The 16962-nt window shown below is 63.7% G+C and carries 16 protein-coding genes; 4 read left to right on the top strand and 12 right to left on the bottom strand.

Annotated elements, in window-relative coordinates; translation table 11 throughout:
- Positions 1-2: 2 nt before the first annotated feature.
- The 10 genes from QME24_RS08280 to QME24_RS08325 all read right to left on the bottom strand — a co-directional run bounded on the left by QME24_RS08280 (position 3) and on the right by QME24_RS08325 (position 11657).
- Complete coding sequence (locus tag QME24_RS08280; RefSeq protein ID WP_280091628.1) at positions 3-1151, bottom strand: efflux RND transporter periplasmic adaptor subunit; 1149 nt, start codon at positions 1149-1151, stop codon at positions 3-5.
- Positions 1152-1702: 551 nt separating this feature from the next.
- Complete coding sequence (locus tag QME24_RS08285; RefSeq protein WP_280091629.1) at positions 1703-2800, bottom strand: DUF1513 domain-containing protein; 1098 nt, start codon at positions 2798-2800, stop codon at positions 1703-1705.
- A 2-nt stretch (positions 2801-2802) separates the two neighbouring features.
- Positions 2803-3867: an imelysin family protein gene (locus QME24_RS08290; RefSeq protein ID WP_009686819.1), complete on the bottom strand. Its 1065-nt coding sequence runs from the start codon at positions 3865-3867 to the stop codon at positions 2803-2805.
- A gap of 18 nt (positions 3868-3885) precedes the next feature.
- On the bottom strand, positions 3886-5313 hold the full coding sequence (locus QME24_RS08295) for a di-heme oxidoredictase family protein (protein ID WP_161893063.1): 1428 nt from the start codon (positions 5311-5313) through the stop codon (positions 3886-3888).
- 110 nt (positions 5314-5423) lie between these two features.
- Positions 5424-5810, bottom strand: coding sequence for a hypothetical protein (locus tag QME24_RS08300; protein WP_029887115.1), 387 nt, complete (start codon positions 5808-5810; stop codon positions 5424-5426).
- A 12-nt stretch (positions 5811-5822) separates the two neighbouring features.
- Positions 5823-6305, bottom strand: coding sequence for a hypothetical protein (locus QME24_RS08305; RefSeq protein ID WP_280091630.1), 483 nt, complete (start codon positions 6303-6305; stop codon positions 5823-5825).
- 145 nt (positions 6306-6450) lie between these two features.
- Entirely contained in the window at positions 6451-7785 is a 1335-nt protein-coding gene (locus tag QME24_RS08310; protein ID WP_009686823.1) for an imelysin family protein, read from the bottom strand.
- A 144-nt stretch (positions 7786-7929) separates the two neighbouring features.
- The gene (locus QME24_RS08315) at positions 7930-9981 is read right to left on the bottom strand and encodes a GGDEF domain-containing phosphodiesterase (RefSeq protein ID WP_029887117.1); all 2052 of its coding nucleotides are present in this window, start codon (positions 9979-9981) and stop codon (positions 7930-7932) included.
- Positions 9982-10241: 260 nt separating this feature from the next.
- Positions 10242-10838 (bottom strand): Fe-Mn family superoxide dismutase, encoded by a 597-nt coding sequence (locus QME24_RS08320; protein ID WP_009686825.1) that lies wholly within the window; start codon positions 10836-10838, stop codon positions 10242-10244.
- 219 nt (positions 10839-11057) lie between these two features.
- Positions 11058-11657, bottom strand: coding sequence for a LysE/ArgO family amino acid transporter (locus tag QME24_RS08325; protein WP_009686826.1), 600 nt, complete (start codon positions 11655-11657; stop codon positions 11058-11060).
- 100 nt (positions 11658-11757) lie between these two features.
- On the opposite strand from QME24_RS08325, the gene QME24_RS08330 reads away from it, so the two are divergent.
- The 3 genes from QME24_RS08330 to QME24_RS08340 all read left to right on the top strand — a co-directional run bounded on the left by QME24_RS08330 (position 11758) and on the right by QME24_RS08340 (position 14605).
- A complete protein-coding gene (locus QME24_RS08330; RefSeq protein WP_029887119.1) occupies positions 11758-12648 on the top strand; it encodes a LysR family transcriptional regulator ArgP in 891 nt (296 codons plus the stop codon).
- A gap of 49 nt (positions 12649-12697) precedes the next feature.
- A complete protein-coding gene (locus QME24_RS08335) occupies positions 12698-13693 on the top strand; it encodes an NAD(P)-dependent oxidoreductase (protein ID WP_192440888.1) in 996 nt (331 codons plus the stop codon).
- An 87-nt stretch (positions 13694-13780) separates the two neighbouring features.
- Entirely contained in the window at positions 13781-14605 is an 825-nt protein-coding gene (locus QME24_RS08340; RefSeq protein ID WP_280091631.1) for an ATPase, read from the top strand.
- A gap of 51 nt (positions 14606-14656) precedes the next feature.
- On the opposite strand, the gene QME24_RS08345 is transcribed toward QME24_RS08340, so the two are convergent.
- The gene (locus QME24_RS08345) at positions 14657-15706 is read right to left on the bottom strand and encodes an alkene reductase (RefSeq protein WP_280091632.1); all 1050 of its coding nucleotides are present in this window, start codon (positions 15704-15706) and stop codon (positions 14657-14659) included.
- Between the two features lie 16 nt (positions 15707-15722).
- Positions 15723-16025 carry a helix-turn-helix transcriptional regulator gene (locus QME24_RS08350; RefSeq protein WP_054906130.1) on the bottom strand — a complete coding sequence of 101 codons (303 nt, stop codon included), beginning with the start codon at positions 16023-16025 and terminating at the stop codon, positions 15723-15725.
- Between the two features lie 150 nt (positions 16026-16175).
- Between QME24_RS08350 and QME24_RS08355 the strand changes: the two genes are divergently transcribed.
- A complete protein-coding gene (locus QME24_RS08355; RefSeq protein WP_054906129.1) occupies positions 16176-16760 on the top strand; it encodes an ACP phosphodiesterase in 585 nt (194 codons plus the stop codon).
- The last annotated feature ends 202 nt before the right edge of the window (positions 16761-16962 follow it).

A 16962-nucleotide genomic window follows, 5' to 3' on the forward strand; every position in this document is an offset into this window, starting at 1 on the left:
AGTCAGTCCTTGGTCGCGGCGCCCGGGGCGGGCTTGACGGCCTGGTCCTGGCCGATTCGGATTGCGGCGCCGGGGGTCAGCTTCAGCTGCCCGGCAGTGACTACCTGTTCCCCGGCCTGCAACCCTTTGCTGACCACCACCACGCCGTCACGGCGCTCGCCGGTCTGCACGGTGCGCTGTTCGGCGACCCATTGGGGTTGGCCCTGTTCATCGTGCTGCGGCTTGCCGTGCTGGTCCTTTTTCGCGGTGGCGACATATACCGAGTTGCCGTACAGGGTGTAGGTAATGGCACTTTCCGGCACCACCACCTGCAACTGCGGATCGGGCAGCAGTACCTGCAGGCTGGCGAACATGCCCGGCAGCAATTTGCCGTCGGGGTTGGCCAGGGTCGCGCGCACCAGCAGGTTTCGCGTGGTTTCATCGACCTTGGGGTTGATGGCGCTGAGGCGGGCGGGGAAGGTCTGGTCCGGGTAGGCAGCCACTTGCACCAGCACCTGCTGGCCGAGGCTCAGCTGGGGCAAGGCCTGTTCCGGCACGTTGAAGTCTACGTACAGGCCGGAGGTGTCCTGCAGGGTCGCGATGACGGTGCCTGGCGCCAGATAATCGCCTACATCCACCTGGCGGATGCCCAGGGTGCCACTGAAGGGCGCGCTGATGCTTTTCTTGTTCTTCGAAGCCTTGAGCTGCTCGACCACCGCCTGGTTGCGCTGGTACTGGGCATTGAGGCGGTCATATTCGCCACGGGAGATCGCCGAGTCACCCACCAGTTGCCGCCCGCGGCCGAAGTCGACCTTGGCCAGGCCCAGGTCGGCCACGGCGGTGCCTAGCAATGCGGTTTCCTGGTCATCGTTGAGCCGCAGCAGCAGCTGCCCGGCCTTGACCGTTTGCCCAGAGTCGAAATACAGGGCCTTGACGATGCCTTCTACCTCCAGGCTCAGCTCGACACCCTGCAGCGCCTTGAGGCTGCCGACCGCGGGCAGGCGCTGTTGCCACTGGCGTTGTTCGGCCAAGGCTGCCGCCACGGTGATAGGCGGCTTGGGGGCAGTGAACATCTGGATCTGCTGGTAGATCGAGAAAGCCTTGTAGCCCCCCAGGGCCAGCACGATCAGCAGAACCACGGCCAACATGATGAGCATGCGGCGGCGCAGCATAGGTCCGGTTCCTTGGATGCAGTTGTTATTCGTTCTGGCACGACAACGGGCGATCCTGCCCACGTGTGGATGGGGGAAGTATTGACTGTTTTTTGTCTGAAGGGGAGTAAATTGTCTGCACCGGCCCTATCGCCGGCAAGCCGGCTCCCACAGGGATCGCCGCAGGGCTGATAGATGCTGTGGCGAGCAGCTGGCAAGTGTAGCCGCAGTATCTTCAGCGCCTGTGAGATCGAGCGCCGCCCGCGCGGCGCATCGCGAGCTGCGCTCGCTCCTACGCTGTTTCGGGCCAATTATGCCTGTGGAATTTGCGCGCGAACGCCTTGGCGCATGCCTCAATGTCGCGTCGTATGAACCAGGCGGTCGCGCGCACCTGGCACAGGGGTTACTGGCCCGAAACAAACGTAGGAGCGAGCGCAGCTCGCGATGCGCCGCGCGGGCGGCGCTCGCTCTCACAGGCGCTGCATATCTTCTGACGAACATCTGCCAGCCCTGATGCAATTCATGTGGGAGCCGGCTTGCCGGCGATTGGGCCGGTGAAGGTCACGGATCAATCAGACCAGATGCAGGTGGTTGTCCCAGAACCCGGACGGCAGGCTCATCGGTTGCCCGACCAGTTGTGCCTTGGTGCAATCGTAGAAGCGGCAGCGGCCCTGCCCGGAGGTCACGACAAAACCGTCCTTGACGGCACCGACCCCGGCACAGTCGGGCATAGGGGCGTCGAGCCGCACAGCGCCGCTGTCCAGGTCCCAGACGAACAGGCGGTTGGCCCGTGGCGCGGTCAGCGCCACCAGCCGCAGCTCGCTGTGGATAGCCACACTGGCGGTGTACTGGGCCATGGCCTGCAGTTGCTGCTCGGGCACCGGAAAGGCCTTGAACGGCTCGCCCGGGCGCTTGATGGCCAGCAACTCGGCCGTTTCATCGGCGTCGCCCATGAACTGCTGGCAGGCGGCAATGGTGCCATCGCTGCCCACTGCCAGGTGGCGCACGCTGTTCATCTGCTGGGCGAGGGTTTCCTTGCTCAACAAGGTGCCGTCACGCTGCATCAGCACCAGGCTCGGCTCCATGGCATCGAGGTTCATCTCGACCCGGCTTTCGGCCTCGGTGCGGATCCCGCCGTTGGCCACCACCAGGGTTTCGCCGTCGGGTAGCCAGGCCACCTCGTGCGGGCCAATGCCGTGGGTGGGGAGCTCGCCGGTGTGTACCAGGCGCGCACCTTCGAAGCGGTACACGCCTAGCACGCCCCGCCCCGGGTCACGGGTGTCGTTCTCGGTGGCGTACAGCCATTCGCCGCTTTTGTGCACCACCGCATGGCCGTAGAAGTGCCGGTCCGCTTGCGAAACCACCGTTTGCAGCAAGCGCCCGTCGCGCAAGTCGACCAGGTAGCTTTCGGTACCGGGGCGGCGAGCGACGAACAGGGCGATCGGCTGTTCAGGGTGATGGATGATGGCATGGCAACGCTGGGCAACCTGGGTGCTGAACACCTGGGTGCCGTCCAGGCGGAACCCCACGGCATAGTGCTTGCCGTTGCCGTCGTCACGCGCCGAGAGCAGCAAGGGTTCGCTGCCTTTGTTGCGGAACAGGCTCCAGCCACCCAGGGTAAGGGCGCTGAGCAGTACGCTACCGAGTTTGATTGCCTGGCGTCGCAGCATGATCAGTCACCGTCGTTGGCATTGAAGCCCAGCTGGATGTTCAACGCCTTGGCCAGGTCGCCTTCGTGCAGGCGGTGGACCACGTTGAGGCTGTCATAGAGCTGGTTGAGGGTTTGTTGGCCGGCGTCGTCGGCCAGCAACTCGCCAAGGGTCTTCTGGTTGTCGGCCAGCAGTTTGAGCGAGGTAGCGTAGGCGGCGTCGATCTTGTCTGCCAGCGCTTTCTGATCGCTGGGCAGCAGGCCGCGCAAACCCTGGTTGTCGACCCCAACCCACACGGTCTGGGCAGCCTTGAGGGTGGCCTCCAGGCTTTTCAGTGAGCTGTGGCTGCGCCAGGCCTCGGCCTGCAGCGGCTGCGCGATGCCCTTGCTCTGGCGGCCCATGGGGGCGCCGAGTTTTTTCTTCAGCGTATCCAGTGCGGTCACCTGGGAGCGCAGCAGGTCGGCAATGGCCTCGTGGGAATCGGCGTAGCGCTGGTTGGGGAACTTGGTCATCTGCGAGAGCATGCCGTCGGTGCTGTTCCAGCTCTTGAGGATGTCCTCGGCCAACAGCTTCTGGTGCTCGCTGATGGCGACCAGCAGCGGGCAATAACGGGCCTTCTGTTCGGCTGTGGCGATGTCCGGCTTGCTGTCGAACAGAATGTATTCATAGGCCGACAGCCCACGCACCACCACGCTGGCCTTGCCCAGGGCGGCCACATCGACTGGCTTGTCGCCGTTGACCAATTGCTCTACCTGGCGGCCGACCAGGTTTTTCTTGTCGGGCCAGAACTGCACCTGCCAGGCGCGGTTGCCTTCGGCCAGTGGGCCCACCAGCAGCGGTTGCAGTTCAGCCCAGGCTTTTTGTGCGTTGAGGAAGTCGGCACGGGCCTTTTCCAGGTCTTCCTTGCCTTCGCAGTAGGCCAAGGCGCTGGCGGCCAGGGTACGGTCGGCTTCGACCCAGCGGCTGTAGGTGGGCAGGATCACCTGTTTGGCGATGGCGGCGGAGGTCACTGCTTGCGGGTCCTGCGGCGAGCAGGCGCCAAGGGCGAGTGCGGCGAGGCTGGTGAACAACAATTTGGGTCGGAACATGCCGGCTCCTTTGCGCGTTTAAAGGGAATTCAGGAACGCCAGCAGCGCGGCGCGCTGCTCGGCATTGAAGGTGAGAACGAAATTGCGTGCCGCTTCGGCTTCGCCGCCATGCCAAAGCACGGCTTCGAGCAGGTTGCGCGCGCGGCCATCGTGCAGGAACTGGCTGTGGCCACTGACCGTTTCGCTCAGGCCGATGCCCCACAGCGGCGCGGTACGCCAGTCCTGGCCGTTGGCGGCGAATTCGGTGCGCTCGTCGGCCAGGCCCGGCCCCATGTCGTGCAGCAGCAGGTCGCTGTAGGGGCGGATGACCTGGTTGGCCAGCTCTGGTTCGGTTGCATCGGCGGCGGTGGTGAACTGCGGTGTATGGCAACCCTGGCAGCCGGCCTGGTAGAACAGGTTCTTGCCCGCCAGCACCTGTGGCGCGCCCACGTCGCGGCGTGCCGGCACGGCCAGGTTGCGGGTATAGAAGGTGACCAGGCGCAGAATGTTGTCGCTGACTTCCTTCTCGCCATCGGCGCCATCGCCATTGGGCGCAGCCAGGCACGCGGCTTGCGCCGCCGTGCAGTCGTCCTTGGGCTGCAGGGTACTGGTCAGGCCCATGTCGCCGGCGAAGGCGTGCACGTTCTGCTGGTTGACGTTGGGTTGGCCGGCCTTCCAGCCGAAGCGCCCGACCACGGTCTTGCCCTGGGCGTCATCCCATACCCGGTTGGCTCGCCCGCGAATGCCGTCGTGGTTACGGTCGTCGGGGTCTTCGTTGGCCAGCAGGGCGGCTTCGGGGATGGCTTCGAGCAGGCCCAGGCCGATCATCGGCGGGGCCACCCGTGCGGAAAACCGGGTGTCGGGGTGCATCACGCCGTAGCCCAACTGAGTGATTTGCAGGCTTGGCTTGCGCAGTTGCACCTGATGGCCATCCTCGAACGTCACCGTGTGCTGGGCATAGCTCACCCGCACCTTGCCTTCCGGGGCCACGCCGGGGATGGCCATGTCTTGCAACTGGGTGCCATAGACCGGTTCCGGCACCACGCCGATGCGCTCGATCACCTTGGCCAGGTAGGGTTGGTCGGGGATAGACAGGCGCACCAGCATGCCGACGGCGTTGCTGTCATTGGCGGCTGGGGGATGACCACGGCCGTCGCGCACATGGCAGTTCTGGCAGGCATTGGTGTTGAACAGCGGGCCCAGGCCATCGCGTGCAGTCGTGGTAGAGGGGGCGATCACCCAGGGGCTGCGGAAGAAGCTGTTGCCTACGGCGAAGTCCAGCCGCCGTTCCGGCGAAAGGTTGGCCGAGGGCTGGGCGTAGGCGTTGCGGTCACTGCGCTGTACGGTGGCCAGGCCAGCCGCCAAGGCTTCGCCGGGCTCGGCCTGGGTGAAGCGCGGGGCGTCGTCACAGGCAGCGAGGGCAAAGGCCAGCAGCAAGGGGCTGAGTCGAAACAGCGACAAGGACATCGAGAATCCTGGGCTTGAGCAAAAAACCGGCGTGCAAGCTTAGCAGGCCCAGGATCATTGAATAAGAGCAATTTGCGTTTGCTCGATGAAATCGTCGTTGCTTGTGGCCCTCAGGCGATATGCAGCTTGAACTGGCGGTTCACCAGGCTGACGATCAGGTTCTTGTGGCCACCATTGCGATTGTTGCCGGCCACTTCGATGACCTCGTCACTGTCATAGTCCATGGTGTGGGCAGCGAGCTGTTTGATGGCATTCTCGTGGGCCGGTTTCCAGTAATCCTGGAAGACCCAGATGCTGGCTTCGGCAGCGGGGCCGAGAATGAGGCGCAAGGCTTTGTGGTTTTCATTGGTATTGCCGATCCACGGTACGGCCAGTTCGCCGTTCCAGGCGTGCTGGGCGCCGACTGCAACGCTTTTGCTGCGGTTCTCACCGTCGACCACGGTCAGGGTGTAGGGGGTGTTGTTGGCGATGGAGCACAGGTAGGTGACGCTGGCCATGTGAAGGTCCTTTTACGGTCGGGTCTCTGGGCGGGGTAGCGGGCTGCTCGGGCTGCGGTAGACGTAAACGCCAAGCAAGGTGATCTCGTTGAAAGGCGGGTCCAGTTCGGCGGGGTCGAAGCGCCCCAGCAGCTGCAGGCCCTGGGCAAAGGCGACAGCCTCGAACATCTTGCGGTCGGGTTCGTTGGCGTCGTACAGGTAGATCTTGCCGGAGTGGGCAAGCACCCTGCACATCTCCAGGGCCACGTGGTAAGTGATGGGGGCGCCCATCAGGGTTAGGTGGGGTATGGCGCGGGTGTCCAGCGGGAAACGGGGCGCATCGTATTCATCGACCTGATACAGGTGGGGGATGCGCTCGCCTGTGCGCGGCCCGTTGGAAATGCGCTGGCCGACTTTATTCAGGTTATAGGCGTGGGTGAAGCCGGTAATGATGTCCTTGCCCCCCACGCGCTGAACGATTCGGCCTTCCCCCCAAACATCAAGAATCTGTAGCACTGCGCCCTCCGGCCTGGTGATCCCGTGAATGGGGCCAGAATGAAGGGCGAAAGGCAGGACAGGCATCTGGAACCACAGCACCTGCAGCACAAACGCAAACGCCCGGCACAAGGCCGGGCGTTCGGGGTGAGGCGCCGTTACCGAATCAGAACTCGTGGTCTGCGGTATCCGGGTTCAGGTTGGCAATACCGAGCTTGCCCGCAGCCTGTTCGATCGCACCGGTCTGCTTGACCAGGGCGGCAATGGCATCGCGAACGATCTGGTTGCCGGCAGCGTTGTCGGGGGCGATCAACTGGTCGTAGTGCTCGCCTTTCTGCGCATGGTCGACCATGACCTGGATCTTGGCCTCGGTGGCCTCCAGGTCGGCCTTGAGGGTGGCGTCGGCCGCCGGGTCAACCTTGGCTACCAGCGACGACAGGCTCGGGCCGCTGACCTTGGTGCCGTCCGGGCGGGTGTACTCGCCCAGGTAGACATTGCGGATACCCTTGGCATCGTAGAAGTGCGAGTAGTGGGTGTTGTCGCTGAAGCAGTCCTGCTCGTCTTCCGGCGAGTTGGCTTCCAGGGAAACCTTCATGCGTTCACCGGCCAGTTCGCCCAGCGACAGGCTGCCCATGCCGAACAGCATCTTGCGCAGGCCATCGTTGACCGGCTCGGCTTCGAGCTTGGCGCGGTAGTTGTCGGCGACGTTCGGAGCCCAGTTGCCGACCATCTCTTCAAGGTCGGTGACCAGCAACTGGGTCACGGCTTTGAGGTAGGCGCGGCGGCGCTCGTTGTGGCCGCCGGTAGCACCCTGGCCTTCCAGGTAGTCCGACGCCGGGCGGGCGCCGGCGCCTGGGCCGGTACCGTTGAGGTCCTGGCCCCACAGCAGGAATTCGATGGCGTGGTAGCCCGTGGCGACGTTGGCTTCGGACCCTGCCAGTTCGTTCAGGCTGGCCAGCTTCTCGGGGGTGATGTCCTTGACGTCGATCTTTTCTTCGCCGACCTGGATCTCGGTGTTGGCGATGATGTTGGCGCTGGCGGCGGGGTTGCCCAGGGCATGCTCGTAGCTCTTGTCGACATAGTCGATCAGGCCTTCGTCCAACGGCCACGCGTTCACCTGGCCTTCCCAGTCGTCGATGATGGTGTTGCCGAAGCGGAAGGCTTCGCTCTGCAGGTAAGGCACGCGTGCAGCAACCCAGGCTTGCTTGGCAGCCTTCAGGGTTTCATCGTCTGGCTTGGCAAGGAAGGCGTCGACAGCGGTCTGCAGGGTTTTTGCGGTGCTCAGCGAGTCGCTGTACACGGCATAGACCATTTCTGCGTAATGCTTGACCACGGCTTTGCCAGCGGCTTCGTCGACAGCCCCTGGCGCTGCAGCGGTGGTGCTGGCGGCAGCGGGTGCCTGCGCTTGCGCAGCGGCAGCCTTGTCGTCTTTTTCGCCGCAACCGGCGAGGGCGATGGCCATGGCCAGCAGACTGGCGGAGGCCAGAGGCATTCGAATCATTATGGGTTTCCTGCGTCGTGTGGTTGGACAGTGCGCCTAGGCATGCGAAACGGCAACATCATGCGAAAGATTTGCATTTGCTGTAAAGGGGCGGGGGCGCATTTCATGCAAATCCAGGTCGCTGGCTTGGCCGGGCGAGCAGGTTCAGAGCATCGAGACTTGATTACGTTGGGCTTGCTTGAGGAAGTGAGTCAGTTCACGCGCCGACAGCGGCTTGCTGTAGTGATAGCCCTGGCCCTCGTGGCAGCCCTGGGCAATGATGTAGGTTTCCTGCTCGGCGGTTTCCACGCCTTCGGCGATGACCTGCATGCCCAGGCTCTTGCCCAGCTGGATGATGGCGCGAACGATGGTAGCGTCGTCATCGTCGTCAAGCAGGTCCTGGACGAAGCTCTTGTCGATCTTGATCTTGTCCAGCGGCAATGACTTCAGGTAGCTGAGCGACGAGTAACCGGTGCCGAAGTCGTCGATCGCAATCAGCGCCCCGGAACGGCGCAGGCTCAGCAGGTGCTGGGCGGCGGTGCTGATGTCTTCCATCAGGCCGGTTTCGGTGACCTCCAGCTCCAGGCTGCGCGGTGGCAGGCGGTAGGCCTGCAACAGGTTGTTGACTACCCGCGGCAGCTCGCTGTGGTGCAACTGCACGGTAGACAGGTTGACCGCCATGCGCAGGTCGCTGAAGCCCAGGTCGTGCCATTCGCGCAATTGCCGGCAGGCCTGGTCGAGTACCCATTCGCCGATGCTGATGATGCTGCCGTTCTGTTCGGCCAGCGGGATGAACTGGTCGGGCGGCACCATGCCCAGCTCCGGGTGCTGCCAGCGCAGCAGGGCCTCCACGCCGACCACGCGGTGGTCGCGGTAGCTGATCTGTGGCTGGTACACCAGGTACAGCTGGTTACGCGGCAGGGCTTCGCGCAGGTCCTTCTCCAACTCGCGGCGGCGGCGCATTTCACTGTCGACGCTGGCAATGTAGAACTGGTAGCGGTTGCGCGAGCGGGCCTTGGCCAGGGTCATGGTCTGCTCGGCTTTCTGCAGTAGCTTTTCCGTGCTGTCGCCGTCTTCCGGGAACAGGGTGATGCCGATGGTGGCGCGCAGGCGGATCTGCTGGTGATCGAGGTCGAATGGCACCTCCAGGTCATCCAGGATGCTTTGCGCCAGTTCGGCAGCTTCGTAGGGCTGCTCGATGTTGGCTTGCACCAGGGCAAACTGGTCGCCGCCCAGCCGCGCCAGGGCACCCAGGCGGCCGCTATGCGCCCGCAGGCGGTCGGCCAGGGCCAGTAACAGTTGGTCACCCACCTGGTAACTGAATTGTTCGTTGATGCCCTTGAAGTCGTCCAGGCCCACGCACAGTACCGCCACCCGATGTTGCAGGCGGCCACCGTCGACCAGGATCTTGTCCAGTTGCTGTTGCAGCTGCTGGCGGTTGGGCAGGCCGGTCAGGAAGTCGTATTGGGCCATGCGCTGCAGGCTGTTTTCCGCTTCGTGACGCAGGTGGGTGTTGCGCTCGATCGAAGCCAGCAACTGGTTGGCCGTGTTGACCCAAAGGCCCAGTTCGTTCTTTTCGTGCCCCTTCAGCAGCGGGATCTGGTGCTGGCTGGGGCGGTCGGGGTTGATCTGCGTGAGGTGCTCGATGATCTTCGACAGCGGCTTGGTCAGCAGCCAGTGGTAGACCAGGTACAGCACCAGGCCCATGGCCAGGGCGCGCAGTACGCCGGAGATGAAGATGATGACCGCGTTGATCAGGAAATCTTCACCATACGAAGAGGTGTCGAGGGTGATGCTGAGGTCGCCGTAGTATTCGCTGTAGGGGCCGCGGCCGACCAGTTGCGTGGTGTAGGTACGTTCCTGGCCGAGAATCAGGTCGGTCAGCCAGCGCATGGAGGTGTCCCGCAGCGGCCTGGACTTTTCTGCCAGCATGGTTTCATTGGGGTGGCCGATGGACGCCATGCGTACCGATTCGTCCTGGAACAGGCCCTCCATCACCTGCATGCCCATTTCACGGTCGAGGCTGTACACCGCCTGGGTCGACGGGTCGCGGAACATGTCGAGGATGCGCTGGGCATCGTTGTTCACGGTCTGGCGGGTCTTGTAGGTGTCGTAGACAATTTGCGCACAGCTGAGCAGTACGCCGACCGCCAGCGCCGACAGCAGCACGACCCTGAGCAACTTGACCGACAAGCTGTTCCGCAATTCCAGCTTCAATGGGGTTTCCTTAATCCATGCGCATGGCATCATTTTGCCATCAACGATGACGATACACTATCGGCCTACCATGAGCAGTGTATCGGTTGCCTGCCCCTGCAACTTGAGTGCGCTGTCTCAATCTTCCAAAGATTTGATGTTAGCGCGCTCTGCCGCCTGAGCAAGCAAAACCGTGCGGCTCGGTGTACCGGCGCGGCGGCCCCTGGCAGGCACAAAAAAACCCGGCACATGGCCGGGTTTTCTGTTCAAGGCTGGGTGACTCAGGCCTTGAAGGTCTTGCCTTCGAACTGCTCGGCAACGAAGGCCCAGTTGACCAGGTTCCAGAACGCCTCGACGTACTTCGGACGCAGGTTGCGGTAGTCGATGTAGTAGGCGTGTTCCCAGACGTCGCAGGTCAGCAGCGGGGTGTCGCCGCTGGTCAGCGGGCAGCCGGCGCCAATGGTGCTGGCCAGGGCCAGGGAGCCGTCGGCTTTCTTCACCAGCCAGCCCCAGCCGGAACCGAAGGTGCCGACCGAAGTCTTGGTGAACTCTTCCTTGAATTTGTCGAAGGAACCGAAGGCCGCGTTGATGGCATCGGCCAGGGCGCCGGTTGGCTGGCCGCCGCCGTTTGGCGACAGGCAGTTCCAGTAGAAGGTGTGGTTCCAGACTTGAGCGGCGTTGTTGAAGATGCCGCCCGAAGAGGCCTTGACGATTTCTTCGAGGGACTTGCCTTCGAATTCGGTGCCTGGGACCAGGTTGTTCAGGTTCACGACATAGGTGTTGTGGTGCTTGTCGTGGTGATACTCCAGGGTTTCCTTGGAGATGTGCGGCTGCAGGGCATCGTGGGCGTACGGCAGCGGCGGCAATTCAAAAGCCATGGTGGATCTCCTGATTCAGGTCTGTTTGCGGTTTGCGCAAGGCCGATCACGGGCGGCCCGATCAGCGTCGGCGAGTTTTTACTCTTTGCGACGCAAGGGCTGGATCATAGCACCGGGTCCGGCGCATAACCACGCAACAAACATAGGGAATAGAGGTTCCGCGGCGGTCGAGCCATGCCGACCGGTGGTCTCGGGCTCTGCCTGCCAGGGCCCTTGGGATCAGTTGAAGATCAACTGCGCCGCCACCGCAAACATCATGACCGCCACCATCAGGTCGAGCATGCGCCAGGTTGCCGGCCGCGCCAGCCACGGGGCCAGCCAGGCCGCGCCGAGCGCCAGGGTCGAGAACCACAGCAGTGAAGCGCTGGCGGCCCCGGCCACATAAGCCCCGGGCTCGGTCTGCTGGGCGCCCAGCGAGCCGATCAGCAACACCGTGTCGAGGTACACGTGCGGGTTCAGCAACGTCACCGCCAAGGCGCTGAGCAGTACCGCGCGACGTGAGCGTGTGCCCTGGCCCTGCTGGTGCTGCAGGCTTTGCTTGGAGCAGGCACTGCGCAAGGCCTTGGCCCCGTACCAGATGAGGAACACCGCACCGCCCCAGCGGGCGATCGCCAGCAAGGTCGGGTTGTGCGCCAGTACGGTGGCCAGGCCAAACACACCGGCCGCCACCAGGATGGCATCGCAGACGATGCACAGCACTGCCACCGGCAGGTGGTGCTCGCGGCGCAGGCTTTGAGCAAGTACGAAGGCATTCTGGGCGCCGATGGCCATGATCAGGCCGAAGGCCACCAGCATGCCGTTGAGATAGCTTTGCCACATGGCCAGGCTCTCCGAAAAGGTCATAAAAGATGCTGGCCATTGTGTGGGTTAGGGCGATATAAGAAAAACAAATAAAGCTGATCCCTCATTAGGAAAATCGATGTTCGACTACAAGCTGCTTGCCGCCCTGGCGGCCGTGATCGAACAGGGTGGTTTCGAGCGTGCCGCGCAAGTGCTGGGCCTGTCGCAATCGGCCATTTCCCAGCGCATCAAACTGCTCGAGGCGCGGGTCGGCCAGCCCGTGCTGGTGCGCGCTACCCCGCCCAGCCCGACAGAGGTCGGCCGCCAGCTGCTCAACCATGTGCAGCAGGTACGCCTGCTTGAACGTGACCTGCAGCGCCAGGTGCCGGCGCTGGACGAAGAAGGCATGCCAGAGCGCCTGCGCATCGCCCTCAACGCCGACAGCCTGGCCACTTGGTGGGCTGGCGCGGTGGGCAACTTCTGTGCGCAGCAGAACGTGCTGACCGACCTGGTGGTGGAAGACCAGGAAGTGGGCCTGAAGCGCATGCGTGCGGGCGAGGTGGCGGCCTGCCTGTGTGGCAGTGAACGGCCTGTGGCCGGGGCACGCAGCCTGCCGTTGGGGGCAATGCGTTATCGGGCGTTGGCCAGCCCCGGATTCATGGCGCGCCATTTTCCCCAAGGCTTTGTCGCCAGCCGCCTGGCCCGCACCCCGGCCATCGTGTACGGCCCGGACGACTTCCTGCAGCACCGCTACCTGGCGTCGCTGGGCATGGAGGATGGTTTCCTGCACCACCTGTGCCCGTCATCCGAAGGCTTCCTGCGCATGACCGAGGCGGGCCTGGGCTGGGGGCTGGTGCCCGAATTGCAGGCCCGCGAGCAACTGGCCGGTGGGCAGTTGGTGGAAATTTGCAGCGATACCCCCATCGATGTGCCGCTGTACTGGCATCATTGGCGCAATGGCGGGCAATTGCTCGCGCAACTGACCGAGCATCTGCGGCATACGGCAGGGCAATGGCTGGTGCCGTTGTAGCCGCGGCTGGCGTCAGTTGCATCTGAAATCTGGCAAGACGGAGTGTTACATGCGAATTCTGGTCACCGGCGCGAGTGGCTTCATTGGCGGGCGCTTTGCGCGTTTCGCCCTGGAGCAGGGCCTGGACGTGCGGGTCAGCGGCCGCCGTGCGGAGGGGGTGGAGCACCTGGTCAAGCGCGGTGCCCAGTTCATCCCCGGCGACCTGAACGATGCCGAGCTGGCCCGGCGCCTTTGCCAGGGCGTCGAAGCGGTGGTGCACTGTGCCGGCGCTGTGGGGCACTGGGGGCGTTATCAGGATTTCCACCAAGCCAACGTGGTGGTCACCGAGAACGTGGTCGAAGGGTGCCTCAAGGAGCACGTGCGGCGCCTGGTACACCTGTCGTCGCCGTCCATGTACTTCAACGGCCGCTCGCGCCTCGACGTCCGGGAAGACCAGCTGCCGCGCCGGTTCCATGACCATTATGGGAAAACCAAGTACCTGGCCGAGCAGAAAGTGTTCGGCGCGCAGGAGTTCGGCCTCGAGGTGTTGGCACTGCGACCCCGCTTCGTCACCGGGGCCGGCGATGCCAGCATCTTCCCGCGGCTGATGCAGATGCAGCGCAAGGGCCGGGTCGCGATCATCGGCAATGGCCTGAACAAGGTTGATTTCACCAGTGTGCACAACCTCAACGAGGCACTGCTCAGCGCCCTGTTCGCCGATGACCGGGCATTGGGCCAGGCCTACAACATCAGCAACGGCCAGCCGCTGCCGTTGTGGGACGTGGTCAACTACGTGATGCGCCAGATGCAGTTGCCGCAGGTGACCCGCTACCGTTCCTACGGCCTGGCCTACAGCCTGGCTGCGCTCAACGAAGCCGCCTGCATGCTATGGCCGGGGCGCCCGCAACCGACCTTGTCGCGGTTGGGAATGCAGGTCATGAGCCGTGATTTCACCCTCGACATCAGCCGCGCCAGGCAATACCTGGACTATCAGCCGAAGGTCAGCCTGTGGACGGCGCTGGATGAATTCTGCGCCTGGTGGAAACATCAGCCCCCGGGGCAGTGAACGCGGCGCGCCGATTAGGGTCAGCAGTGCGCCGCGCGAGCGGTTTATACTCCTGTTTCTTTGCTATTACCGCGGTTGAACTCACCCATGCGCAACCATGCTCACGACGATTTCGATGATGTGCCAACCCTGCGGGCCGGCACCCCTGATGATGACGAACTGTTGCCGGCGCACGTGGCCCGTAGCTGCCAGAAGGCGGCCAGGCCGGCCAGCACCGGGCCTTTGTGGGTGCTGCTGGGGGCCTCGTTCATAGCCCTGGCCGGGCTGGGCTGGTGGAGCTTCCAGCAGATCTCGCTGATGGAGCAGCAACTGGTGGCCACCCAGGAAAGCTTTGCCCGCATCAGCGAAGATGCAGCGGGGCGCTTGCAGGCAATCAGTGGCAAGGTCGCTGCCAGCGAATCGTCGGTCAACACCGGCAGCGAGGCGCTCAAGCTGCAGATCCGCCAGTTGCAGGCCAGCCTGGCCGAGCAGAGCAAGCAGCAGCAAGGCGTGGCTGGCCAGGCCGGCGACCTGGGCAAGCGCCTGGAGCAGGTGCTGGCCGATACCCGTGAGCAGCAGAAAGCCGTGACCGAATTGCAAGGCCAGCTGCAGGCGCAGTTGAAGGCGGTGAATGCCGAGCTGGCGGCGTTGAAGTCGGGCCAGGTAGACGGTGGCAAGCTTGATGGGCAGCTCAAAAACCTGAGCGAAGAGGTGGCTGCGCTGAAGAAGCAGGGCAACCCGAGTGCGGCGATCGAAAGCCTGGAGCAGGACGTGCTGGTGCTCAAGACGCAAATGGAAAACCGCGGCTCGTCGGGCTCGAGTGGCGCATCGGTGCAGGAGTTCGATGCGTTCCGCGGGCAGACCACGCGCAACCTCAACACCCTACAGAGCCAGATCCAGAACCTGCAGCAGCAAATCAACGCTCGGCCCTGAAATGGCCTGAACCCGCTGCTACAGGTGCACGGTAGCAGCGGGTTCGCTGGGTTACAGGCGCGGGTAATCGATATACCCCACCGGCCCCTTGCTATAGAACGTTTCGGGGTGCGCCTCGTTCAACGGTGCATCTGCTGCCAGGCGTGCCGGCAGGTCCGGGTTGGCAATGAACGGCACCCCGAACGCCACCGCATCGGCCTTGCCATCGGCCAGGGCTGCATTGGCACTTGCCTTGTCGAAACGCTCGTTGACGATGTATGGCCCACCAAACGCCGCCTTGATCAACGGCCCGATGCTGTCGTCGGCTTCACGCTCCCGCGAGCAGATGAAGGCGATGCCGCGTTTGCCCAGTTCGCGGGCAACGTACGTGAACGTCTCGGCACGGTCGGCGTCACCCATGTCGTGGGCGTCGGCACGTGGTGCCAGGTGCACGCCGACCCGGTTGGCCCCCCACACCTCGATGGCTGCATCGGTCACCTCCAGCAGCAGGCGCGCGCGGTTTTCCAGCGAGCCGCCGTAGCGGTCGGTGCGCTGGTTGGTACTGCTTTGCAGGAACTGGTCGAGCAGGTAGCCATTGGCGCCGTGAATTTCCACACCATCGAAACCGGCGGCCTTGGCGTTTTCCGCACCGCTGCGGTAGGCCTCGACGATGTCGCTGATTTCTTCGGTTTCCAGTGCGCGCGGGGTGGGGTAGTCACTCAGCGGGCGTACCAGGCTGACATGCCCCTTGGCCTGGATCGCGCTGGGGGCCACCGGCAGTTCGCCGTTCAGGTAGCTGGGGTGCGAGATACGCCCCACGTGCCACAGCTGCAGGAATATGCGCCCGCCCGCGCCATGCACGGCCTTGGTGACATTGGTCCAGCCGCGGACTTGCTCATCGTTCCAGATACCGGGCGTATCCGGGTAGCCGACGCCCATGGCGGTGACCGAGGTTGCCTCGCTGAGAATCAGCCCGGCGCTGGCGCGTTGGACGTAGTACTCGGCCATCAGGGCACTGGGCACGCGACCCTCGTCTGCACGGCAGCGAGTGAGTGGGGCCATGATGATGCGGTTGGGCAACTGCAGGTCGCCCAGGGTGATCGGATCGAAAAGCGTGGTCATGTCGGTTACCTGCTGGTCAAAGCGCTTGGCGCAGTTGTTCCAGGAACGCCTGGATGGTGGCTTCGTTGCGTTTGAAGAAATGCCATTGGCCGATCTTCTGGCTGCTGATCAGCCCGGCACGCTGCAAGGTGGCCAGGTGGGCGGAGACGGTCGACTGCGAAAGGCCGCAGCGTTGGTCGATCTGCCCGGCACACACACCGTTTTCGGTGCTGTGGTACTGATCCGGGAACTGGTTTGCCGGGTCTTTCAGCCAGCTGAGAATTTCTCGCCTGACCGGGTGGGCCAGCGCTTTTATGATTTCGTCGAGATCGAGTGGCATGGCGTGAGGCTCGTTGTAGCGGTATATCGCGATAGGGCGAAATATAAATCGCTGAATGCCGATATCCAAATATCCAGTGGTGCTTAGCTGAGTTCAAATCGCTATATCGCGTTATAACGATATTGGGCGCCGCGGTGGTAGACTGCGCTCATGAACTACCTTGCACATTTGCACCTGGGCGGGCCGGCCCCGCAACAACTGCTGGGCAGCCTGTACGGCGATTTCGTCAAAGGCTCGCTGCACGGGCGCTTCCCGCCTGCCTTGGAGGCGGCTATCCGGTTGCACCGGCATATCGACAGCTATACCGACCGGCACCCCTTGGTACTGGCGGCGCTGGCGCGGTTCCCGCGTGAGCGGCGGCGCTTCGCCGGCATCGTGCTGGACGTGTTTTTCGACCACTGCCTGGCGCGGCATTGGCACGACTATGCCGAGCAGCCCTTGGCGCAGTTCACGGGCGCGTTTTATCGGGTATTGCTGGCGGAGCCTGAGCTGCCGGGGCGGCTGGCGCGCATTGCGCCGTTCATGGCTGCCGATGACTGGTTGGGCGCTTATGGCGACTTCGCCACGCTGGAACAGGTGTTCAACGGCATCGGCCGGCGGCTGTCGCGGCCAGACGCGATGGCGGGGGTGATGGTGGAGCTGGAGCGGCTGTACGAGCCGCTGCTGGCGGACTTTCGCGCGTTCTACCCGCAATTGCAGGCGTTTGCAGCGGCGGGGCGGGTGTCAGGCGGCTGATGTTGGTTGCCTGTTGCGGCCCTATCGCCGGCAAGCCAGCTCCCACAGGGATCGCGTCAGGGCTGTCGGTGTTTGCCGCAAGGTATGGCAGCGCCTGTTAGAGCGAGCGCCGCCCGCGCGGCGCAATCGCGAGCTGCGCTCGCTCCTTGTATGTTGTGACTGGCCTGGCGGGAGAAGTTATTCTCGTCAGGCTGAAGAAGCA

Origin of the sequence: Pseudomonas sp. PARCl1, assembly GCF_947311875.1 — a bacterium.
GTDB classification, from domain to species: Bacteria; Pseudomonadota; Gammaproteobacteria; order Pseudomonadales; family Pseudomonadaceae; genus Aquipseudomonas; species Aquipseudomonas juntendi.